The 23,654-nt window shown below is 43.7% G+C and carries 21 protein-coding genes; 12 read left to right on the forward strand and 9 right to left on the reverse strand.

The window, feature by feature from the left end:
• Positions 1-101 precede the first annotated feature (101 nt).
• From L6I86_RS19500 to L6I86_RS19515, 4 genes are all read left to right on the forward strand, one after another.
• On the forward strand, positions 102-2,579 hold the full coding sequence (locus L6I86_RS19500) for a glycosylhydrolase-like jelly roll fold domain-containing protein (protein WP_236289758.1): 2,478 nt from the start codon (positions 102-104) through the stop codon (positions 2,577-2,579).
• Positions 2,580-2,704: 125 nt separating this feature from the next.
• Positions 2,705-3,310, forward strand: a complete 606-nt coding sequence (locus L6I86_RS19505) for an extracellular solute-binding protein (RefSeq protein WP_236289760.1) — start codon at positions 2,705-2,707, stop codon at positions 3,308-3,310.
• 28 nt (positions 3,311-3,338) lie between these two features.
• On the forward strand, positions 3,339-3,962 hold the full coding sequence (locus L6I86_RS19510; protein ID WP_236289763.1) for a TetR/AcrR family transcriptional regulator: 624 nt from the start codon (positions 3,339-3,341) through the stop codon (positions 3,960-3,962).
• A gap of 74 nt (positions 3,963-4,036) precedes the next feature.
• Positions 4,037-5,242 carry a YhgE/Pip domain-containing protein gene (locus L6I86_RS19515; RefSeq protein ID WP_236289765.1) on the forward strand — a complete coding sequence of 402 codons (1,206 nt, stop codon included), beginning with the start codon at positions 4,037-4,039 and terminating at the stop codon, positions 5,240-5,242.
• Positions 5,243-5,415: 173 nt separating this feature from the next.
• On the opposite strand, the gene L6I86_RS19520 is transcribed toward L6I86_RS19515, so the two are convergent.
• Together L6I86_RS19520 and L6I86_RS19525 are read right to left on the reverse strand one after the other, a co-directional pair.
• A complete protein-coding gene (locus L6I86_RS19520) occupies positions 5,416-6,450 on the reverse strand; it encodes a sensor histidine kinase (protein ID WP_236289767.1) in 1,035 nt (344 codons plus the stop codon).
• Complete coding sequence (locus tag L6I86_RS19525; protein ID WP_236289769.1) at positions 6,447-7,118, reverse strand: response regulator transcription factor; 672 nt, start codon at positions 7,116-7,118, stop codon at positions 6,447-6,449. Before L6I86_RS19525 ends, L6I86_RS19520 begins: the two co-directional genes overlap by 4 nt.
• Positions 7,119-7,308: 190 nt before the next feature.
• Between L6I86_RS19525 and L6I86_RS19530 the strand changes: the two genes are divergently transcribed.
• Complete coding sequence (locus tag L6I86_RS19530; protein ID WP_236289771.1) at positions 7,309-8,076, forward strand: ABC transporter ATP-binding protein; 768 nt, start codon at positions 7,309-7,311, stop codon at positions 8,074-8,076.
• Positions 8,063-9,988, forward strand: coding sequence for an ABC transporter permease (locus tag L6I86_RS19535; RefSeq protein WP_236289773.1), 1,926 nt, complete (start codon positions 8,063-8,065; stop codon positions 9,986-9,988). The genes L6I86_RS19530 and L6I86_RS19535 overlap by 14 nt, the downstream gene beginning before the upstream one ends.
• Here L6I86_RS19535 and L6I86_RS19540 read toward each other — a convergent pair.
• From L6I86_RS19540 to L6I86_RS19550, 3 genes are all read right to left on the reverse strand, one after another.
• Positions 9,950-11,527: a HAMP domain-containing sensor histidine kinase gene (locus tag L6I86_RS19540; RefSeq protein WP_236289774.1), complete on the reverse strand. Its 1,578-nt coding sequence runs from the start codon at positions 11,525-11,527 to the stop codon at positions 9,950-9,952. The genes L6I86_RS19535 and L6I86_RS19540 overlap by 39 nt on opposite strands.
• Complete coding sequence (locus L6I86_RS19545) at positions 11,524-12,222, reverse strand: response regulator transcription factor (protein WP_236289775.1); 699 nt, start codon at positions 12,220-12,222, stop codon at positions 11,524-11,526. Before L6I86_RS19545 ends, L6I86_RS19540 begins: the two co-directional genes overlap by 4 nt.
• A gap of 88 nt (positions 12,223-12,310) precedes the next feature.
• Positions 12,311-13,117, reverse strand: a complete 807-nt coding sequence (locus tag L6I86_RS19550) for a hypothetical protein (protein WP_236289777.1) — start codon at positions 13,115-13,117, stop codon at positions 12,311-12,313.
• A gap of 262 nt (positions 13,118-13,379) precedes the next feature.
• On the opposite strand from L6I86_RS19550, the gene L6I86_RS19555 reads away from it, so the two are divergent.
• A complete protein-coding gene (locus L6I86_RS19555; RefSeq protein ID WP_236289779.1) occupies positions 13,380-13,856 on the forward strand; it encodes a hypothetical protein in 477 nt (158 codons plus the stop codon).
• A 123-nt stretch (positions 13,857-13,979) separates the two neighbouring features.
• Here L6I86_RS19555 and L6I86_RS19560 read toward each other — a convergent pair whose 3' ends face one another.
• From L6I86_RS19560 to L6I86_RS19570, 3 genes are all read right to left on the reverse strand, one after another.
• A complete protein-coding gene (locus L6I86_RS19560; protein WP_236289781.1) occupies positions 13,980-14,288 on the reverse strand; it encodes a hypothetical protein in 309 nt (102 codons plus the stop codon).
• 171 nt (positions 14,289-14,459) lie between these two features.
• The gene (locus tag L6I86_RS19565) at positions 14,460-15,338 is read right to left on the reverse strand and encodes an SDR family oxidoreductase (protein WP_338113424.1); all 879 of its coding nucleotides are present in this window, start codon (positions 15,336-15,338) and stop codon (positions 14,460-14,462) included.
• A gap of 91 nt (positions 15,339-15,429) precedes the next feature.
• A complete protein-coding gene (locus L6I86_RS19570; protein WP_236289785.1) occupies positions 15,430-15,930 on the reverse strand; it encodes a CBO0543 family protein in 501 nt (166 codons plus the stop codon).
• Positions 15,931-16,117: 187 nt separating this feature from the next.
• Here L6I86_RS19570 and L6I86_RS19575 point away from each other — a divergent pair, with 187 nt between their 5' ends.
• From L6I86_RS19575 to L6I86_RS19595, 5 genes are read left to right on the forward strand one after another with little or no spacing between them, the layout of a single operon-like run.
• Positions 16,118-17,224, forward strand: a complete 1,107-nt coding sequence (locus L6I86_RS19575) for a GerAB/ArcD/ProY family transporter (RefSeq protein ID WP_236289786.1) — start codon at positions 16,118-16,120, stop codon at positions 17,222-17,224.
• 22 nt (positions 17,225-17,246) lie between these two features.
• Positions 17,247-18,815 (forward strand): spore germination protein, encoded by a 1,569-nt coding sequence (locus tag L6I86_RS19580; RefSeq protein ID WP_236289789.1) that lies wholly within the window; start codon positions 17,247-17,249, stop codon positions 18,813-18,815.
• A gap of 17 nt (positions 18,816-18,832) precedes the next feature.
• Positions 18,833-20,029, forward strand: coding sequence for a Ger(x)C family spore germination protein (locus tag L6I86_RS19585; protein ID WP_236289791.1), 1,197 nt, complete (start codon positions 18,833-18,835; stop codon positions 20,027-20,029).
• 5 nt (positions 20,030-20,034) lie between these two features.
• Positions 20,035-20,268 (forward strand): hypothetical protein, encoded by a 234-nt coding sequence (locus L6I86_RS19590; RefSeq protein WP_236289793.1) that lies wholly within the window; start codon positions 20,035-20,037, stop codon positions 20,266-20,268.
• A gap of 35 nt (positions 20,269-20,303) precedes the next feature.
• Positions 20,304-21,401 carry a GerAB/ArcD/ProY family transporter gene (locus L6I86_RS19595; RefSeq protein ID WP_236289795.1) on the forward strand — a complete coding sequence of 366 codons (1,098 nt, stop codon included), beginning with the start codon at positions 20,304-20,306 and terminating at the stop codon, positions 21,399-21,401.
• Between the two features lie 123 nt (positions 21,402-21,524).
• On the opposite strand, the gene L6I86_RS19600 is transcribed toward L6I86_RS19595, so the two are convergent.
• A complete protein-coding gene (locus L6I86_RS19600; RefSeq protein WP_236289797.1) occupies positions 21,525-23,348 on the reverse strand; it encodes a copper amine oxidase N-terminal domain-containing protein in 1,824 nt (607 codons plus the stop codon).
• Positions 23,349-23,654: the final 306 nt, after the last annotated feature.

The following is a 23,654-nucleotide window of genomic DNA, read 5'->3' on the forward strand; positions in this document are numbered from 1 at the left end:
GTTCGGCGCAATTCAAGTATATTGTGGTTATCCGATGGAACTAAGATTTTCATTTGCAATGAAAATCATGTTCCGACGACTTGACTAAGAGGGGAAAAAAGATGAATAACATATTGGAAGATTTAAAACAGCAATTTATAGATCCTCCTCAGGAGTTCAGCCCGATTCCATTCTGGTTTTGGAATGATGAGCTTTCTAAAGAGGAGATCATTCGGCAAATTCACGACTTTCATTCAAAGGAAGTGAATGGCTTTGTCATTCATCCGCGGATGGGACTTTCACGTAAGACACCATACTTGTCAGATGCTTATATGGAGTTGGTCGAGGTAGCTGTCTCAGAAGCCGCAAACCTAGAAATGTCGATTATTTTATATGATGAAGGAATGTATCCTTCTGGATCCGCTTGCGGGAAAGTTGTTCAGCAAAATTCTGAATATGCAAGCCGTGGGATTAGAATGGAAGAGCATGCATGCGGGAGAGACGAAATTAGGATCTCATTTGATCTTGGAAATGGCGAAGAGATTGTTTCAGTTCAAGCCGTTCTTAAACTGTCAGAAGATACAATTGCATATGAAAGCACGATACTTCTCGATTTTGATCAAGATGGAGTAAGCTTTAAGCCTCCTGAAGTGGGGCTTTGGTCAGTATTGTTTATCATCGATACTTTCTCCAGGGGGACCATACGAGGCGTCCATCTAGGGCAAGATGATGGAGAACCTGATGCACCTCTGGCGGCAGACCTATTGAATCCGAATGCAGTTCAAGCTTTTATTACTCTTACACATGAAAGGTATTATGAGAGGCTTAGAGCGTATTTCGGCAACACCATCTTTGCTTTCTTCACTGATGAACCTGATTTACTCGGTCGTGGACATAGACAAGGTTTGAAACCCTGGACACGTAAGTTTTTGAATGAATTTCTCGCATTTGGAAATAAAGAGCACGATTTACCTGTGCTATGGTTTGATGCTGGAGAGGTAGCGAGGAACATTCGCAGTAATTACGAAACGACGATTAGGAATCGTTTGGCGCGGACATATTACAAACAATTGGCAGATTGGTGCGAAAAGCATAAGATCGGTTTGACAGGACATCCGGCAGCAAGTGATGATATTGGCTTGTTGGAACATTTTCACATCCCAGGTCAAGATGTTGTTTGGCGATATATCGCTCCGGAAGATGACAAAGCGCTTACTGGTGCGCACAGCACCATGGGTAAATGCTCTGCAGATTCAGCGCGCCATCGTAGTAAAAGAAGAAATTTAAATGAATGTTTTGGTGTCTGTGGTAAAGAAAGCGGATGGGCGTTAAACGCTGATAATATGAAGTGGTATTTAGATTGGTTATTCGTTAGAGGCGTAAATTTGATTTCGCCGCATGCCTTCTATTATTCAATTAGAGACGAACGTCGTGACGAGAGACCTCCCGATGTTGGCCCCAATAATATATGGTGGCCCGAATACAGCAAGTTTTCACGTTATATCAAACGAATGAGTTGGCTTATGACCGATAGTGTAAACGCAGCAGAAGTAGCTGTACTGGCTCAAGCAGACCATTTGCCGTGGGAAATTGCTAAACCGCTTTACGAGAATCAAATCGAATTTAATTACCTGGAAGAAGAACTTCTAGATGGCTTTTGTCAGATAGAAAAAGGTGAAATTCGGATTGTTAAACAGTGTTATAAGGTGCTACTGATCGAAAATAGTGATTTGGTGAAGCCAGCGATATGGCCCATTCTTGAATCTTTTGTAAATCAAGGTTGTTTGTTGATTGAAATAATCACTGAAGAAGACATGAGAACGAATGAGTTTGGACAGCTTCGTCTAAGTAATGCTAATGAAATTCCGGAAGTGCTTGTGAATTTTTTAGAGAAGAAACCTTTGCTTCAGCCTGCTTCGCCATCCATTCGTATCAGCCAGGTTTCTAAAGAAGACATCAACTTTTATGTCATCGTAAATGAAGGTGAAACACCATATAATGGTTCACTATGTACAGAGTTAATTGGTAGAACTGAGATGTGGCAACCTTGGACGGGGACATTGGATAAGGCACAAACTGAAGTGTTTGCAGAAGGTTGCCAAAGCATAAACTTCTCAATTGAACGTAGGGAATGTCTTATAATTGTCATCGATCAGTCCCAAGAGGCCCTACAGCTAGAAATTCAAGATAACCTAATGACGGAGACACTGGATATTTCGGATAACTGGCATATACTAGGTACAGATGGAGGCGAGGAGTTCCCGGTCCTTCTCTCATGGACGGAATTAGAAGGGATGGAGCATTTTTCCGGAGCGATAATATATAAGAAGATTTTTGAATTCACGGAGCCATTAAAATATAAAGGCATACAGTTAGATCTTGGGGATGCTCATGAAATGGTGCGGCTATGGATCAATGGCATAGAAGTCGGAGTCCGTATGTGGAAGCCGTACTTGTTCGATATTACACAGCAAATGAAACAAGGGTTGAATGAGATACAAGTAGAAGTGACAAACAGTTTAGCCAACCTGTATGATGGTCAGTCGAAGCCATCTGGCTTGATCGGACCAGTAAGAATAATGGCAACATTCAACAATTGAAAATGGGAATTGTTTTATTTCTCCCCTATATGAGGGAACATACATAGAAGGGAGTTAGCTTATGCAAATCATACAGCGGAAATGGTTAGGACTTTCTACATTAGCAATTCGTACTGACTAGTATATTGTCAGCTTGCTCTGGAATAACCAATGAGGTTTCCCCAAGCGGCGCGGCAAGTGCAACAAATGCTGTAAGCAAAGAAGCAATTACGCTTAAAGTTGAAATATTCGATAGAGGTAATGCACCTGCAGGTGCTGGTTCTGTTGAAAATAATTTTTGGACACAATGGATTCAGAAGAATTTTGGTGATCTAAACAATATTAAGATTCAGTTCATTCCTGTTCCGCGAAATCAAGAGGTTGATAAGCTAAACGTACTAATGGCTACTGGCGATGCACCTGATCTTGTATTTACGTATGACTCAACAACCATTAATAACTATGTAAAAAACGGTGGGTTAACGGAGCTAGGGGCGCTTATTGACCAGAATGGACCCAATCTGAAGAAGTTTCTAGGCCCGGAAGTTCTCTCATATGGCTTATTTAGTGGGAAGCAGTACGTAATCCCTGCCAAGAGAACGTTGCAATATACGCAATCATCCTACATTCGTAAGGATTGGTTGGATAAATTAGGCATGCCCGGTCCAGAAAACAACAGAAGATTCTTCATCCGCCACCAACCACTTGCTTTTACAAAAAAAGTGGTCTATAATTCATTACACGATCGTTGAATGAAATGATGAGAGCGAGATTACATGTATGAAAAGAGTTCCCAAAACAAGCCGCGATCATCAGGCTGCCGAACGTAGAGAGCAAATCTTACTTGGTGCGAAGCAACTGTTTGCGGAGCATGGCTATCACGGGACGTCGATTCGCGCAATGAATAAGCATATCGGGATCACAGATGGCTTGTTGTATCACTATTTTCCAGGAGGAAAGCAGGAGATACTAGAGACCATTTTCCATGAGGCTCAGAAAGATCGCATGGAGCTGATGGATCAGTTGATTAAAGGGATTCATCCAGGTCAGCCGTTGGAAGAAGCCTTATATCTGTTTATCTCAAGATTGGTGGGTACCCTCATAGGGGATCCGGATTTTATAAAAATTATGCTGCGTGATTCAGATAATATCTTATCTGAGGATAAGAATTTTATGACCCAGCTAATCATGCAGCGCCACCAGGCGTTAACGGAAGCTCTGACGAAAAGAGCTGAGGCTGGAGAAATCCGAGAGATGGACTTCCGCTTAGCTGCCAAACAAGTTATTTCCGTGGGTATGATGGCCGTTCTCGGACAATTCACAGCAGTGAATATGATAGAAACCGATGTCGATAGTTATTTGAAAAATATGGTCGCTTTCACCGTATCACTTTGGAGAAAGTGATTCTTTTTTAGTAATTTCGTTCACACAACGTTGAATGAAATATATGAAATTATGAATCTGAGGGGGCATTTACTATGAATCATTTTTTTAAACAGAAACATCCTTATTTAGCTATCATTGTTGTTTTTCTTGTTATTCTTCTATTAGGGATTGCGCAACTCGGCTCTACTGTGAATCCAACGCCTAAGAATCTGCCTGTTCTTCTTGTTCAAATGGATGCAGGTGAGAAGCTACCAACCGGGCAAGAAATGAATTTCGGTAAGCTGATTCAGGAGAAAATAACTGCTGCCCCAGCACAAGCTGACACCGTATCTCCACTCAAATGGACGACTTTAGCCAGTGAACAAGAAGCGATCGATGCGATGGATCGAGAGCAAGCCTACGCGGCGATCATCATTCCGGCAGACTTTAGCCATAAGCTGGCTAGTTTATTATCCCCTGCGCCGCAGGCATCATCCTTAACACTTTATATAAACCAAGGGATGAATAACACCGCAGCTACCATGGCGAACGGCGTGCTGAGCCAGATCCTTAATGGCGTTAACGGTCAAGTGAGAGAGCAACTATTAGCACAAGTTAGTCAAAAAGGCGGCACTCTCACCGTTGATCAAACCAAAGCGTTCGCCTCACCAATCGTCGTTACAAGCAAGAACATTAATGCCGTTGGCACGAACAGCGCGAATGGGAACGCACCTGTTGTGTTGACTCAGCTTGCTTGGTTTGGAGCTATGGTGACAACCTTATTCCTCTTCATGGCTGCTGGCAAAGCAACACAAACAGGCTCACGCTCGCATCGCTTCGGTATTCAAGTTTCGCAATTGCTTAGTGGTGTTGTCATCACTGCAGCTTCTGCGGCCAGTATTCTACTTGTAGCAGGACAATGGTTGGGCTTAACCATCCCCAATTATTGGGAGATGGGGTTATTCCTTACTTTTGTAGGTTTTGCCTTCTTCCTGTTGCAAACGGCCGTTGTCAGCTGGCTTGGTTTAAAAGGTGTACCGCTGTTTGTGCTCGTGTTCTTCTTCGGCGCACCCGTGCTTTCTCTGCCAGTCGAATTATTACCAACATTCAGCCAAGACTGGCTGTACTCGTGGCTGCCGCTTCGTTTCGCTGCGGAAGGACTTCGTGATTTGTTCTACTTCCGTCAGAACTTGAATTTGAGTAGTCCGATGTGGACGTTAGGTATCATTGGTGTCATGGCTATCGTGGTTATTTTCTTATCTCTGTTGAAAAAGCACGAGCAACCAGCAGTTAAGGTAGAGGCATCTCGATCGATGTAACACAGGATTACTGATGTAGATACAACAGAAAAGGAGTTGCGGCGAAGGAGGGTCACCTCCCAGCATCCCCTTACGTTCCTTATCCAGTGGCCAATACGAGGGCCGATGGCAATAAGCCTCCAACCTGACACCCAGGTACGGAGGCTTTTCGCTATGTCGTCTTTTTATAAACATCAACGCAAATCATTATAATGCTGCATCTTCATGAAGTGAATGGTGACCGCAGTCCCCTGGCCAACCGTTCCGGTAATCGACAGATCATGACCAAGTTTCAGCGCCATTTGTTTGGCTAAGTAGAGCCCCATTCCTGTGGAGCGGCTGTGTGTTCGGCCATTTTTCCCCGTGAAGCCTTTATCGAACACGCGACCTAGATCAGCGGGATCAATCCCTATCCCTGTATCTTTAATAATCAACCGCTTCTCAGAGTCGGTTTCCTCGGAACGGAAGGTGATACTGCCGCCATTGTCGGTGTAGGTCAAGGCATTCGCCACGATCTGATTCACGATGTATCCCAGCCACTTGCTGTCACTATTCACATGGTGAGTAAGGTTTTCCATATCCGGACGTATCCGTTTGGCAATAAACAGCTTGGCCACCTTTTTAACACTATCCTTCACAAGGGTGATCAGTGACAACTCTGAGATGAAATAATCTCTGGAAAAAGAGTCAATACGCGAGTAGTAGAGCGCTTGCTCGACATAACTATCGATCTTGCTAAGCTCGTCTTCGAGCTTGTCTACGAGGTATTCCGCGGTTTTGCCAGCGCGGTTCTCCATAATGAGACGGCTGGCTGCGATAGGCAGCTTCACTTCATGGATCCAGGAGAGGATGAATTCCTGATGATTCCGGATCTCCGCTTGCAGGAGATGCGTTTCGTTGGCTTGATCCTTAGACAGCTGAGTTAACAGCTGTAGATAGAGCTCTTGCTCATTGGTTTGAGGCTCGGGCATCGCCGCGATGGCCCAATCTTGATGTTGGTTTTTGCCAAGAAACTCATTCAGCTCCTTGTAGAAGGACTTCCGATAGAAGTAGCCAAAGATTATATATAGGGCTGCGAATAGAAAACAGCCTGCATTCGTGTAGGCGATATTATTAAGGGCGGCCTGCCCTTTTACACTGACAAGCATAATCATTGAAATGAATAGCATCGTCACCGCATACATCCCTATGAAATATCGTTTATCCTTCAAATAAGAGAGAAAGCTCATGGGATCATGTACCCTTGCCCTTTCTTGGTTGTGATGAAATCATCGCGTCCAAGTTCTGCAAGCTTTTTGCGCAGGCGGGTAATATTAACGGTTAACGTATTGTCGTCTACGAAGCTTTCATCCTCCCAAAGTCCGCGCATCATCTGCTCTCGGCTGACAATAGCGCCCTGATGTTGCATGAGGATGGTGAGAATTTTGAACTCGTTCCGGGTAAGCTCTGTTTTCTGATCTCCACAGGCAATGTCACCATCCTTCAAGTTCAGGACGACGCCATTATGAGCCATTACGTTAGCCGATGTTTCCATGTAGGAGTAGGTTCTGCGCAGCAGGGCATTGATTTTCGCAACGAGGACATCCGTATAGAAAGGTTTCTGGATAAAATCATCGCCACCCATATTCATGGACATGACCATATCCATTGGGGTATTACGGGACGAGAGGAAGAGAATCGGTACATTCGAAACTTCTCTGATCTGGCGGCACCAATAGAATCCGTCGTACGCCGGTAAATTAATGTCCATCAGCACGAGGTGGGGATTTTCGCTCACATAAACGGTGAGCACGGCGTCGAATTGCTCGATAATGACCGTTTCAAACCCCCAGCGACCCAGTGCTTCAGCCACCGTATCCCGTATCGTTTTATCATCTTCCACGATCATAATTTTCACAGACAGTCGATGCCTCCTTAAGGAACGAATGAGCCGATTATACCACTTCACCAGAAATGGTAGCATAATCATGACAAAATTGTAAGGTAACGCAGAGGAGTTGTAAGTTACTTCGATGGTTGCATAATCCCGAAGATAGTAGGATAGAGGTATCAGGAATTAAACCATGTATATTGGAGGAATAACCGATATGAAAACGATCGTTGAAGCAAAACAACTGAAGAAAGTATACGGTACCAAAGGAAATGTATTTACAGCGCTGAAAGATATCGATTTAACCATTGCCCAAGGCGAATTTGTTGGCATTATGGGACCGTCTGGATCGGGCAAAACGACACTGCTGAACATGTTAGCCACGATCGATCAGCCAACCTCTGGGGAAATCATCGTTGACGGGATTAGTCTTATGAAGATGAAGGAGGCAGAGCTGGCGAACTTTCGCCGCGACAAGCTGGGCTTTATTTTTCAGGACTATAACTTGCTCGATACGTTGACTGTGAAAGAGAACATCATTCTCCCGCTTGCCTTAGCAAGAATGAATGTGGCTGAATTGGAGCGCCGCGTAGATGTGATCAGCAAGAAGTTCGGCATCGATCCCTTGCTGGATAAGTACCCATACCAAATTTCGGGCGGGCAAAAGCAGCGAACAGCCGCATGCCGCGCCATCGTGTCAAACCCCAGTCTCGTACTGGCCGATGAGCCAACAGGGGCACTGGATTCCAAGTCTGCGACAGAACTTCTTGAAAGCTTGCAGAGCTTGAATGTGCAGGATAAATCAACCATTCTCATCGTGACGCATGATGCTTTTGCAGCTAGCTATTGTACACGTGTTGTCTTTATTAAAGATGGTCAATTATTTACGGAGTTAAATAAGGGGAACGCTTCGCGCAAGGAATTTTTCAACAAAGTCATGGATGTGCTCTCGGTGCTAGGGGGTGGGGCAAGTGACCTTATTTAGTCTGGCTAGAAGGAATGTCATCGGTAATTTGAAAAATTATTTGATCTATTTCATCTCGATGATTTTCAGTGTCGTGATTTACTATACGTTTGTTTCTTTGCGCTACAGTGAGGAGATTGCGGCGAATATGCAGAAATGGGAGGGCATGAAGTCCGTTTTCACACAAGCGTCAATCGTGCTCATCCTGTTCGTTGCGGCGTTTATCTGGTATTCCAACTCGTTTTTCACTAAAAAGCGAAAGAAGGAAGTAGGCTTGTACGCTTTGCTTGGCGTGAGGAAGCGTAAGATTGGCACTATGTTATTTTATGAAAATATGATGATGGGCATTGGCGCCGTTGCAGTTGGTATCGTGCTGGGGACACTACTGTCCAAGCTGTTTGCAATGATGTTCCTCAAATTGTTGGATTCAGCCGTTGAAGTCAGCTTCAGTATTTCCTCTGAGGCGATTGTGAACACACTGATCGTATTTGCCATCATTATCGTGGTCACTTCAATCCATAGCTACCGATTAATCTATCGCTTTCAGCTCGTGGAATTGTTCAAAGCAGAGCAAGAGGGGGAGCAGGTTCCGAAGCCATCGGCTTTGTCAGCGGTTTTGGCTGTTGCGTTATTGATTATCGGCTATTGGACGGTGTTCCAGCCTATGACGACTTCTGCCCAAATGGGACGGAACTTCCTCATTATCTTCGGCACCTTGATCGCCGGCACTTATCTGCTATTTCGGTATGCACTCATTTATATCTTGAAAATCGCTCAAAAGACGAAGTCTCGCTACTATAAAGGCATGAACATGATCTCCACAGCGCAATTGATTTATCGTATTCGAGGCAATACGCGAATGTTCACGATGATTGCGCTGCTCAGCGCACTAACGCTTTGTGCGGTTACGGTAGGCTCAAGCGCCTATTTCACGATCACCAAAGCAGCAGAGGAGGAAGCACCCTTCAGCTACATGCACATTTCACAAGGAGCAAGCTTCGATGGGCAAGTTAGCGCTATATTAGAGCAGGATAAAGAACATCCAATCGAAGCTAAGCTGGATGTCCCTATTATCCGAGTTACGGCTGACGTGACGAATTTCTACTATCATCCATCAAGTCATTCGCCAAGTTCCGTTCCAATCAAGCTGGTGTCAGCCTCCATGTATAATCGTATCTCAGAGACGTTAGACAGAGAGGGTCAAGTGGTACTCCAAGATCAAGATATCGCGGTCATTCAGCCGAGATATTCGACGTTTACCCTGAATGAAGTGAAGGGAGATACGATTTCTTTCAATGCTCAGGCAGGCAAGCAAACGCTAACTGTTCAGCAGATAATCGTAGGAAGAATACTGCCATGGAGCTTCCCTGATCTCGTCTTCATCGTCAGTGATACCCTGTATGCCAAGCTGCTCCCAGGATCAGAAGAAGTGACGTACAAAGGGTATGTCGTCAAGAATCAAGGGTCAACGAAGCTGACCTCAAATACCCTGATGAAGCTGAAAACCGATCAGAACGGGTTTTCCTCCTACTATTATCAATATCGCCAAAACATGGAGTCCGCTGGCATGGATATCTTCACGCTGGGCTTCTTAGGACTTGTCTTCCTAGCCGCGACAGGCTGTATGATTTACTTCAAACAGCTGACGGATGCGAACGAGGATAAAGAGCGCTATGCAATGCTTCGCAAAATCGGTGTAAGCCGCAAAGAAATTAGAACGACGATCGCCAAACAGACCTTGTTCGTGTTCATGCTGCCTCTGCTGCTAGGTGTTGTGCACAGCATCATGGTTCTCAAAGCGCTAACGACGATCCAGTTGATCAGCGGAGAGATCCTAATCCCGGTGATTACGACGACGATCCTTTATGCAGCTATTTATTTCTGCTACTTCGTGCTATGTCTCGGAGCCTCGAACCGTATCGTCAGCAGGTAAAATGGTGAACGTGACGCCATCATGTTCATTCTTAGCCTGAACGCTCATCGCGTGATGATCCATAATTTGTTTCACGATGGCTAAGCCGAGTCCGAACTGACCCTTGCCGCCGGTACGGAAAGGTTCGAACAGATTATCCGCGATTGTCTCATCGAGCAGCGGACCGTCGTTACTCATCTGAATGTCAAAATGAGGAGCAGGGCTCATACGGATCCGAATGCAAGTCTCGGCGTAACGAAGCTGATTATCGAGCATGTTTTCCAAAGCGATCTTCCATTGTTCCTGATCTCCCAGGAGCGTGTGAGGAGCTAAGTTCAGTTCCCAAGTGATCTCAGGACGTTTATAGCGGAGTCGTTCTACAACATCTTCGATAACTGCTTTGATTTCAAAAGCATGGAAAGGCTTCTCTTTGGCCGTAAAATAATTCAATTTGTTCAGCAATAACAGATCGCGGATGCGCTTCTCCAGGCGTTCGCCCTCTTTCATAATGACACCTAAACTTGCACTTAACGTGCCTTTCGGAAAAACACCGTCCTGAATGGATTGCGCATAACTGCGGATCACCATGACCGGTGTTTTTAGTTCGTGCGACGTATGCTGCAGAAAGAATTGCTGCGCACGATCTTGCTTTACAAGACGCTGCCGCATCCCTTCAATGGCTTTGCCTAGGCGGCCAATCTCATCTTTACGGCGGCCCGTGTCGATGGGCTCATGCCAATCTCGCTCGGCCATGCGTCCCACATGCTGTTCCATCTGAACGAGGGGACGCGTGAAATACCGAGCGAGCAGTAAGCAGGGGACCCAGCTGATCACGATAAGGCCAACCATCAATAGGATCAGTCGGACGAACATCGACATGATGAGATCATTGCGGTAGTTGCCCCAAGCGTAGGAAACGATAAAGTTAGGCGCTCCTTGGACGATCTCTTTGCGGATGACATAAAAGATACTGTTATTATCAATACTGCGTGTATACTTGGCAACGGGCTGCATCTGGGCTAGCGCATCTTTCTCCATGGCTGCCATGAATGGCTCTGCGGAATGGAGTGTTGTCGTAGTAGCAGTTGTAGCTGCTATGGCCTCAGCTGCTTGTGTACCACTGATCGTAAAATGCCGGATGGAAGGGCCGGTCAATGTGCTTTCAAAAGGAGCTGTTATCTGGGCGGAAAGCTTAGAAACTTCGGTCAATGTGGGAACAGAAGCGCTCGATGAAGCTCCCATTTGCACGATACTGCTTCCCTCGGCATTAGGGACAACTAGAACGCGACTTCCAAGGGATGGATCGGACCCTGAGATGGTTGTCATGTTCATAGGCTGTGGTGATAGGGGGATAGCAAAAACAGGACTCGCAGCTCTCGTCGCTTCCACTTGAAGACCACTTTGGGTATCCATCAAAATATTATAAAGCTGCTCGGTGAAAAAGCCCTTTAACGTCCAAGGCAATAATACCGCAAGCAGTGTGAAAATGAACAAAGTCAGCGCGGCGAAGGCTCCCCATAATTTCATGGCGAGCGGCCACTGGCCTAGTCGAAGACTCATGCTTTCACCATCCTATACCCGTATCCGTATACGGTTTCTAAACGCATGTCTGGCAGCTTGCGGCGCAGTCTGCGTACTAAATCATCAACGACACGATCCGTGCCGAAGTAGTCGATGCCCCAAACAGAGCGCAGCACTTGCTCCCGTTCAAGCACATGTCCTTGATGTTGAATGAAGTAGAGCAGCAGCTCGAATTCCTTTGAAGTCAAATCGAGCGCAGCGCCCTCACGATCGGTTACGGTGCGAGCGGGCTCATCAATCGTGTAAGTAGCTAACGTAGTGAGCTGCGCGCGGCGCTCCATGGATGCCGTTAGCACGCTGTTTCCTTGCCGTGCATATACGCGCTCTAGCAGCTTGCGACAGCGGATGACTAGCTCGCGTGGCAGAAACGGCTTCGCCAAGTAGTCATCGCTTCCAAGCTCAAGACCTATAATGCGATCGATATCCGCATCGCGGGCCGAGATGAAGATCACGGGCTGAGACGGTTGATCGGCTTTAATCTCACGTATGAGTTGGAAGCCGTCTACGCCTGGCAGCATAATATCGAGGACCCACAAGTCCGGCCGCTCCGAGATCGCTTCTCTGGCTGAGGTCCCATCGGGGAACGAACGCACTTGCCACCCCTCTTTCTCCAAATAGGCCGCTAATACGCCTCGTAAATGTTCTTCGTCTTCTACTAAAAAGATGCTATACATCGTATCCCTGCCTTCCATGCCTTCTATAACATGAGGAAAAGTGGAGCCGAATCGCAGAATATGCGATCGGATCCACCTTACTTACCATTTATTTTTTCTCAGCTTCTGTTGCTTGCTGCTCTTTGATTTTTTTAGTGATGTCACGCATGTCTTCTGTTCCCTTTATAAAATCCTTCAACAAATCTGGCAAGATAGCACGGATCGCTTCTGCATCATCCGCTTCTACCGCATCTGTTAATTTTTGTTGAAGTTTCATGCTTTCAGACTCTACAGGCTTTGCTATCATTATATCACTCGCAACTCCAGCCTCAACTGGAAGAAGACGGGCAATCTGCTCTGGCGCTGTTCCATCGGACTTCGTTATGCTTGTGATCAAGCCTCTGGTGGGAGCAGTTACCCCTTCTGGGAGGTCCTTGATTTCTGTAGCTGTGAGAGTAGGTAATGGAGGCAAAGCTTCGATGGCTTTTCCGCCTTCAAATGAAGTAACGAAAGTAGCGCCTTCAGAAGGGAATACTTGCACGGCACCATCCCCAGCATCTTTACTTGAAATCGTTACTGTCTGAGCGAAGGAAGGCTTCGGCAGATCAGCTTCTGCTTGCTTCCGATCGTCGAGTGCTTTCTTCCAGTCAACAAGGGTATCTGGTGCGTACGTAGTGGCAAGCATTTTCAAATAGTTGCGCTCATGAGCAGGTTGGTTAAGCAAGCCTGCACTCGAAGAGCGGAAGTGAAGGGCTGGCACTGCTCCAACAGCCTTTACCATGTGTACGGCTTTGGAAGTGGGTTGTGTTTCACTTGTTGTATCTGCCGCAGAGGCACTTACTGCACCGAATGCGATGGTTGTCATAATAGCTAGCAGGCTCGTTTGAACGGCGCGTTTTTTCCATGTTGTTTTCATAGTTTGAAAACTCCTTTCGATTTATGTAGCATGCAGGGATGGTTGATTTCCCTTACACCCTTACTGTACCGAAAGATTATGGACATCCTATCGTAAGATTGTGGGAAATTGTGTGTGGGCTGTTACTTATTTGCCACAGCGCTTGTAGTCCCTATGGGGGCTTTTCCAATGGCTAACTTTGGGGAATATTTCGAGGAAATAGGTTATAAGGAACTGGTAATTAGTAAACAATAACCACAAGATTCCCAGGAAGGGAGCTCCTATGGTTTTTTTATTGTATAGCTTTGTTTCTTTGTTCGTATTTGTTTACTTTATGAAATATCAAAAGAAACATCTGCATGCGTTAGAGATATTTTTATTCTGGTGCTTAGCTTCATTGCTGATTCAAATCCGATCAGCTATTTTTACGATGAATATGAAAAGTGTCGTGATTCCGCAATCACTTTTGTTTGAGTTTTCGCATGTGCTCATACGCCTAGTGCTGTATCCATTAGTTACGGTGTTTTGCTTAAATGAAATTGCCGCCACTGCATCCAAAACAAAAAAAATAGGGATGATCATCAAATATTCGGCATTGCTGCTTGGTTTAGAATGGATCTCCGATTGGTTAGGCGTTTTCAATCACATGAAACCATATTTATTAGGGTCGGGCGTATTTTGGGTAGGTTATGTGATGTTGATGATCATGATCATGAAGGTTTTTCACAGAAAATTTTATGAAGGATACCATAAACCATGAATTTTCACATTGATTGGAACGAATGGTTCGTTGTTATTTGCTCGGTTATAGCGATGACGTTTTTTTTTAAGATACGTAAGCATTTTGACGCTATCACCATCGTCATGATTTGGACGTTTAATGTCATATTCGTTGCCACTTATGATTATGCACTAGCGGCAACACCATTTGAACTTTATTACTGCGGCGATAATGTAACTTACGAGCCCATTGCATCATTTGCTCACGTTTTCTTGTATCCTCCGTTTTCTTTTCTTCTTTTGTTTTTTTACGATAAATGGCATCTACGCGAAAAAAAGCATCGAATGCGTTTTGTACTTTATCTTGCTGGATGGACAGCATTTGCGGTTTTCTTTGAATGGCTGCACGTACTAAATGGTTTCTTTGTATATACTGGTTGGAAGTTGTATTATTCAATCCCGCTGTATCCAATATCTGCGCTAATTTTACTGAGAATTTATCATTTTATTGAAAATAATTACCCCTTGCGAAAGAAAACATAAAAAGCCCCGGAAACTTCCGTGGGCATTTCTGTTCATCCAACATCTAACAGCCAAGTGCACCTATGTATTGAGCGCTCATGAATGAGCGCTTCATTCTTCATCACAAGCCCATATACTCTCCACCGTTCACATGAATCGTCTGTCCGATTACGTAACGCGATTCTTCCGATGCTAAGTATAAATAGATAGGAGCGATTTCATAAGGTTGTGCTGTTCTTTTGATCGGTCCTGGATTATTTAAAGACCCATAAAACATGTAAAATTCAGGCGGAAATGAGGAAGGGATAAGAGGGGTCCATGTTCGACCAGGGGCTACGGCATTGACCCGGATGCCCCGATCAGCAAGAGTAACCGCCAATGAACGGGTTAGTGCGCTAATGGCACCCTTGGTGGCGGAGTAACTAGCCATTGCGGGATAGCCTTTATCCGCTGCGAGAGAGCTCGTATTGATGATTGCACTGCCCGGCTGTAAGTAAGGAAGTAAAGCTTTCGTAAAGTAAAAACAGGAGAATACATTCGTCTGGAATATCCGCAACAACTGCTCGGATGTCAGGTTAGTTATGTCCTCTTCATAAATCATTTCACCTGCATTATTGATTAAGATATCAACCCGTCCGAATCTGGACAAGGTAGTCTCTACTGCCCCTCTGCAAAATTCCTCATCACCGATATCCCCGGCAATCGTCAAGCAACTCCGGCCAATTTGCCGGATTCTCTCCTGAGTTTCCAAGGCATCCGTGTGTTCATTGAGGTAAACGACAACGATATCCGCGCCTTCTCGAGCAAATAAATAGGCGATCGCCCGACCGATTCCGCTGTCCCCTCCGGTAATAATCGCAACCTTATTCTGCAACTTTCCCGATCCAACCTTTCCCGGCAGGTCCGAAACAGGCCTCGGTATCATCAAATATTCTAGTCCAGGCTGTCCTGGCTGATATTGGGGCGGAAACTCCACAGGGACTTCTTCGCATTTCTTCACTCGAGGGTCATGGGAATACACAGGGTTTCCCTCCATTCTTGCGTTAGCTTCTATTAATTTATTCTTGAAGCTGAAATGGGTGCGTGACTAATTAATGTAGTGGAACTTTGAAGTACCACATGAGTACAACGATAATGATTAAAGATAACAAGTACGCACGTAGTGGTTTAGTATGATGCAGTCTAAGCATAGGAAACATCATGACATCAAACATCACGGAGTGCCAAAAGGTCCAGCCATGACCGTATGAGATTCTACCAGAAATCTGTAAAGCTAATTCCACAACAGAATAAATAAATACCCATTTGAGTAAGTACATGAGCTGCTTTAACTTAGTTGTTGTCGGATAGCGTGAGAGGAACAAAAGAACGCTTAGAGGCATTGTTATTACGGCATAAACGATAACCGTTATCTGATGGTTATAAAGAAAGTCGGGATGAAAAACCCACAAATTAAAGTCATGGGTTAGATATTCATACAAAAGACCACCAGCCAGGATAAAGAGCATTGTTGGGTGATACTTGTGCCAGTTCTTCCAATCTGCCCAACGCCAAACGGAATAAATAGTAAATAAAGCTATTACAACATGCATAGAAATTGACCACCTTCGTATCTTATACAACATCTCACATGTTGTAAGCTTTATTTTACCCGCATTTTTTTATTTAATCCAAATTATGGATATATAACCTGCAAATATATGGGCGATACATACTTTATTGATTATTTTTGGAAATTTGGGAATAGTATCATTAAATTGCATCACTAGTGAGGGAAGTATGGAAGACATTAAGATATCCATGAGCCAATTTACAGTACTCGTCATGATATTTACGATTGGGACTACAATCCTAGTTATTCCATCAGGGCTTGCTGTGGATGCCAAACAGGATGCCTGGCTCGCAGCTATAATCGGAGTTGGCCTAAATTTGTTAGTCGTATGTTTATACAACAGAGTTGGAGATTATTTTCCAAACATGAACCTTACTAAATATAATGAAATATTGTTTGGGAAATGGTTAGGGAAGCTGCTCTCACTCGTATTTATTTTTTTTGCATTTGTCGGCGCAACTACGGTCTTGTTTTATATGGGGAATTTTGTGAACACACAAGTTATGCCTGATACACCTATTCAAGCTCTTAATCTTATTTTTGGCATCGTCGTTGTCATGGGTGTGCGTCTTGGACTTGAAGCCATAGTCCGCGCAGCAGAGATTTTTTTCCCATGGATCGTTCTGCTATTTATTATTTTAGTCGTATGTCTTGTACCGGAAATTAAATTTGAAATGTTGCAACCCATGTTCACAATTGGATATAAACCACTGATAAAAGCGGCCTTGTCCGTTGCTGGTACTTCTTCACTCCCTTTTATAGTACTGCTCATGGTATTCCCGGTTCATCTCAATCAACATCAAAAAGCAAAAAAAGCGTTTCTGATCGCTACCTTACTAGGTGGGCTTTTTTTCGTAATGATTACCTTTTTATGCATCTCAGTATTGGGTACTAAATTAACTGAAGGACATATGTTTCCAAGCTACGTTTTAGCCAAACAGATAAACATTGGCAATTTATTGGAACGTGTTGAAATCCTAATTGCAGGGATTTGGTTTCTAACGGTTTATTTTAAAACAACTCTTTATTTTTATGCTTTTGTTATGGGGCTAGCTCAAATATTGAATATTAAAGATTATCGCCCGCTTGTTTTACCATTAGGAATGATTCTGGTTGTATATTCACTTGTCGTTTATCCCAATGTTGCTTATATGGCAGAGTTTGATTCCAAATCGTATATCCCCTATGTGATAACTATTGGGCTAGTGTATCCATTACTCATACTTGGGGTTGGAGCAGTTCGAAAGCCAATGTCAACGAATAAAAATGCTTGAGTAGGTGGTGATATCAAATATCATGGATTTCATCGAGAGAATTTTTCGGAATAATAATAAGCGCACAGTTGAAACAAGGCCCGATCAGATTAACTCGTCGTTCTCAACCGAATCACTTGAGCAGTCGCTAGAACTTAACATGGACAGAGTCAAGAAAGCCTTTGGAAATAGTAACGATATCATTACGCAAACCATCAATCTGAATGGATCAGATTCGATACAAATTGGATTTATTTATATAAATGGACTGATTAATCCAAGTTCTATTCAAGCTCTGCTCACTGAAAATTTAAAGGTTGATTTAAGTGAGTCCCCGTTTAATGCTTTAAAAAATTCGATGAGTACACTCGGTCAAGTTCGTGAAATTCCTGATTTCGAATCCTTATATCAAGCTATATTAGCGGGGTTAACGGTTATTTTACTGAATGGGTGGGGGCAGGGGTTAGCGGCAAATACGCAAGGTGGGGAGCATCGTTCCGTTGAAGAACCGACCACGCAGTCTGTCGTAAGAGGACCACGGGAAGGGTTTACCGAGCAATTAAGCACCAACGTCGCACTCGTCAGACGCAAAATAAGAGACCCAGACCTATGGATGGAATCCAAGACAATCGGGCGTAAGAGTAAAACAGAAGTAGCCATTATGTATATGAATGGCATTGTGAATGACAAATTGGTGCAGGAAGCAAGAATTCGCCTTGGACGTATCGATATCGATGCGATTTTTGAAAGTGGTAATGTCGAAGAGCTGATCCAAGACGAAACATACTCACCGTTTCCTACCCTGTACAATACGGAACGCCCCGATGTTGTCGCCGCAGGCTTAATGGAAGGTCGTATTGCTATTCTTGTCGATGGCACTCCTTTTGTACTTATGGCGCCTGCTTTATTTATTCAATTTTACCAATCTGCGGAAGATTATTACCAACGAGCAGATTTCGCAACACTTCTTCGATTCCTTCGTTATGCATGTTTTTTCATATCTTTGTTGGCTCCATCCCTATATATTGCCATAACCACCTTTCACCAAGAATTGCTGCCCTCCTCCTTACTAATCAGTTTAGCTGCTCAAAGAGAGGGAATTCCTTTCCCAGCATTTATCGAAGCTGCTGTTATGGAATTAACTTTCGAAATCCTTCGAGAAGCCGGTGTGAGATTGCCGAAGACTGTCGGACAAGCTGTTTCAATAGTAGGAGCATTAGTAATTGGTCAAGCGGCAGTAGAAGCAGGTTTGGTGTCTCCTGCGATGGTTATCATAGTAGCCATCACGGCTATTTCTAATTTTGTTATTCCTTCCTTTAATATGGGGATTACGATTCGAATTTTAAGATTTCTACTAATGCTAGTAGCGGCTTCTTTTGGGTTATTTGGTGTAACTGTGGGGCTTATTGCTATCGTTATTCATTTGAGTAGTCTAAGGTCCTTCGGAATTCCGTACATGTCTCCAATGGCACCTTTTATCTTAGCGGATCAGAAAGATACTATTTTTCGTTTGCCGCAATGGGCATTATCTACAAGGCCAAGGCTCATTAGTCAAAAAAACAACATTCGAGAAAATATTGCCTCTTCGAATAAGCCTGAAAACAGGCCATAGATAAGGAGCCATCCGTAATGCGATATGTAATGGTGTTCTTTGCCTTGTTCGTCACGATTGGATTACTCACGGGATGTTGGAGCCGGCGCGAACTTAATGACCTTGCCATTTCGGTTGGTATGGGTTTTGATAAAAAAGATGATCAAGTGCAGGTGATCATTCAAGTTGTTAACCCTGGAGAAGTGGCTTCAAAAGGGGGTGGGGGTGGAACGAATACTCCCGTAAGCACCTTTAAAGCTACATCCAAAACCATTTTTGAATCTTTAAGGAAAATTACCACACAAAGTCCAAGAAAGGTGTATTCTTCCCATCTTCGGATGCTTGTGATTAGTGAAGAATTAGCTAGAGAAGGGATTACACCAATCCTGGATGGGATATCAAGAAATCATGAAATGCGATCTGATTTCTATATTGTCATAGCCAGAGGAACAACCGCTGAGAATGTATTAAAAATACTTACACCTATCGAGAAAATCCCCTCAAATAAATTGTTTACCACGTTAGAGATGTCTGAGAAGGTTTGGGCGCCTACGGTAAAAGTAAAACTAGACAAATTAATTGCTGATATACAAACAGAGGGAAAAGATCCTGTATTAACTGGTATTCTAATCAAAGGTGATCCGAGTAAAGGTGATGAAAAGAGTAATCTGAACCAAACAGATCCTCCTACATTTTTGGTATATGCGGGTTTAGCGATTTTTAAAAACGACAAACTTGTTGGTTGGCTTAATGAGAGAGAAAGCAAAGGCTACAATTATTTAATAGATAACGTTAGTAGTACGATCGGACATATAGATTGCCCAGCAGGAGGTATTTTAGCAGTAGATGTAGTGCGAACTAAAACGAAAATGAAAGGCGAAGTGGACAATGGAAAACCGCAAATTATTGTAGATGTTTTTCTCGAGGAGAATGTAGGTGAAGTCCAGTGCAAGATCGATCTGCTTGATCCGGAAAATATTAAGAAACTGGAAGAAACGTCGCAAGAAGAAGTGAAAAATATTCTGGAGGCCACCATTCAAAAAGCGAAAAAATATAACGTCGACATTTTCGGTTTTGGTGAAGCGATATATCGAGCGGACCCTAAATATTGGAATGAAAACAAAGAAAGTTGGAAGGAACAATTTTCGGATTTACCTGTACTTGTGAAAACAGAAGTGAAAATTCGTCGTTTGGGCACTGTAAGTGATTCTCTGGTACAAAAAACAAAGGAATGATCAAAATGTGGACGATTACAGCGATACTTTTGGCCTCTGCAGCTATCGCGATACTGGAGCTTCCATCGCTAATGAAAAAAAAGCTATATAAAGAGTTCGTTATCGTTTGTTGTTTAGTAGTGCTAGGTACAATTCTTAGTATTGCTCAAAGTCTGCATATGCAGCTGCCCAATCCCTTAGATCTCATCACCTTTGTTTTTCAACCTTGTAGCGATTTCATTCAAGGGTTTTTACATTGAAATTGCATACAGACGAGAGGAGGTATAACAGAGAAATGGGAAAAAGTATAATTGGCATCCGACAATTTACTATTCTTGTCACACTATTCACAGTTGGAAGCTCAATATTAATAACCCCATCTGGTCTCGCAGCGGAAGCGAAGCAAAACGCATGGATAGCCGCCATTCTTTCAGTGTGTATTGGTTTGCTGACCATCTTTCTTTATCAAGCATTGGTAAGACAATTTCCTAACCAAACCTTGGTACAGATGTGCGAGACTGTATTTGGTATTTGGATAGGTAAAATAGTTTCTTTACTTTATTTCTGTTTCTTCTTCCTCCTTGCAGCGCTTGTACTGCGGAACATCGGCGACTTTGTGGTAACACAGGTTCTCCCAGATACACCGCTTCAATTTATTCTTATGATCTTTCTCGCAGCTGTTATTATGGCAAGTAGGCATGGTATTGAAACGATTGCACGTGCCGGGGAAATTTTTTTTCCTTGGGTGATGATATTCTTTTTTGCTATGGTTATATTTTTGGCACCGCAATTTCGACTTAATCAACTTCAACCTTATTTCGGGGAAGGCATTATTCCTGTCATCAGAGCGAGCTTACCTTTTACAGGAACCCCTTTTATGGAACTTATCGTATTATTGATGGTTATTCCTTTTGTGACTTGTGCAAAAAAAGCTAATAAGGCGTTTTTTGTGGGGACGGTGATCGCTGGAATAGTACTGATTATGATAACCTTGATCTCGATTCTCGTTCTTGGTGCAGGTATTACCGCAAGGAATTTGTATCCAAGCTATAGCTTAGCGAAAATGATTAGTGTTGGACGATTTCTAGAAAGATTAGAAGTCATAATGGCGGGGATCTGGTTTATTACGATCTTTTTTAAACTAACGATTTGCTTCTACGCTTCAGTCCTCAGTTTCGCTCAAGTTATCAAAATGGAAGAAATTCGTCCCCTATTTTTCCCTTTTGGGATGATTTTGATTGTGTTATCCATCGTTTCCTATCCAAACGAAAGCTATTTCCTTAACTTCGTATCAAAAATATGGTTTCCCTATGCATGCACATTTGGATTACTACTACCTATTTGTATGATTGGTTTATCTCTCATTCGAAAGAAAGAAAAATATATCAGGTAAGATCTACTCAGTACAGAATTTGCAATAAACGATATAGAAAGCTTCAACTAACATTCTCTGTTAGCTGAAGCTTTTTGTTTTAAATAAGATTAGATTAGGGACAGAGGCATTTATAACACGTGTTTATGGAATCTTAACTTCAAGTTCACTTAGATATTTGGACGTATCTGCGCCGTTAGGCTCACGAAATTCAATTTCGACAGAATTGGAATAAGCACCGCCATTACTAATTGGCAAAGGCATCGGAGCGTATCCTTCTGGCATCCATCGAGCGGTTGCTTTGTACTTGCCGACCGGGACTTCATCGATACCGCCGCCGCCAAAAACCGGGCCGCCACGTTTAATGATCGTTTGTCCAGTGCTGCCATCAAGGAGCGGACCAACCGGTGTGAGTGTCACTTCCAGATCGCTCAAATCGAATTCTGGCATCGAGTCATCGGAAGATGTGAAAAATGGATAAACATAAATTTGTCCGTTAAAATTCGTCCAAGTAAAATTCCGAACCCCGCCTTTACTTCCCGTTAGTGGGACTTCATTATCCGATTCTAGATGGAATTTGTATGTTTTGTTGTTAAATTTTTTAGTAATGTCAGCTGACATCGACCAGGAAGTCGCTAGCTGTGGCAGTTCAATTTCGTAATGACCATTCTCATCAGTGACACCAATGATATTGCTGTTATACAACAATGTGTTATCGGCATACACAATGATGTCAGGCAGCGGGTGACCCTGCATATCGCGCACATATCCTTTTGCTATATAAGGCGCAGCGGTTTCTTTTGGGAAATCCGGAATTGGTGCTGGTACTGGTGTAGGTGCAGGTGTAGGTGTAGGTGTAGGTGTAGGTTCGGGTGTTGAACTTGTATCTGTTGGTTCTTCAATTCGGATTGTTGCGCTAGTTCCATCGCTCGCATAAGTGACTTGATAACCGCTGTTTTCTGCAACAAATCGGAGCGGTACCATGGTGTGATTGTCAATGATTTGAGCTGGTATGGTCAAGCTAACGTCTCTACCGTTCACTTTGGCTGTGGAACTGTTCATAGTGAGTTCGATGGTTAGCCCATTTTTCGTCCCAATCGCCTTTTGCGTAGTTCCATTATCGACCCAACTCACAGAGAAACCAAGAGATTCAAATAGTTTGCGAAATGGAACTAGCGTAGAGCCGTCTTTGATAATCGGTTTGGCGTCTTCGAATTGGAGCTCTTGACCTAACAGCCATACGTGAATCGTCGGACCTTGTGATGGAGCAGGTACCTGCGGAGTGGAAGGGTTCGGGCTAGGAACTGGTATTGGTGATGAAGTTGGTGCCGGGCTAGGACTAGGCGTTGTGGTAGGTGATGGCGTTGAAGTGGATGATGTTCCGCCACTCGTCATTGGCTTTTTATACTTAATTGGTTTCGAAACAACCGTACCTTCGGGCGTTTCAATCTCAAGTACATAAGATTGCGTTTCTTTGATTGTGCCATTATTGCTGGCGTACAAATCAAACGCGAGGTTGCCTGCAAATTCCCCCACAGGATCTTTCACATCTTTACGGAAGCCTGGGTTGATAATTTCACTTTCATGGGTGGTACCGCTCGGTGTAACCACGGTTTTATCCTGCACAATCCCCAATAGCCAACCTGTCGTGACGCGGTTTGTTCGCCAAACGCCTTGATAGTTATCCTTGCCGAAATCATCGGTTGACCGCAAAACAACAGACTTAATCATGGTTGTATTAGCGAGGTTCAGCAGCAGCTTAAAGTGGCCATCCTTATTTCCCTCTGGTGTAAAATCTGCAGCACCAACGACATCCGTTGCGGTATCCAGCAAGCTGAATTCTTTAATCTCAACACCTGTCGGTACCGTTTCGCCAAAAGCGGCTGCGATCCCTCCAAATGTTAATACACCAGCCAGCACTGAGCTTAACGCAGCGGAGTGAATGATTGATTTCCTTTTTTTGATCATGATAACGTTCCTCCCACACTTGAATTTGCTTCTGGCATTATCTTACAATGCCTGCAATTCATATTCCTAGAGACAACGCTGGGAAAAGTTTGGGAAAGTTTTGGGAGCCGTTCAGGAACGGTTTGGGAAAAAGGCTGCGAAAAAGACATCATGGAACGCCGTGGGTTTGAGTGATCAGTTACCCTCTGCCGATGACACTAAAAAACCTTGATTAATGTCTAAGTAGATAAAAAAATGACCCACAGCAACGGGCTGTGGGTCTAAGTATATATATTTTAAAGGGGGGTTGGTCTTTATTATAGGCAA

This window comes from Paenibacillus allorhizoplanae (assembly GCF_927798215.1).
Classification (GTDB): domain Bacteria; phylum Bacillota; class Bacilli; order Paenibacillales; family NBRC-103111; genus Paenibacillus_E; species Paenibacillus_E allorhizoplanae.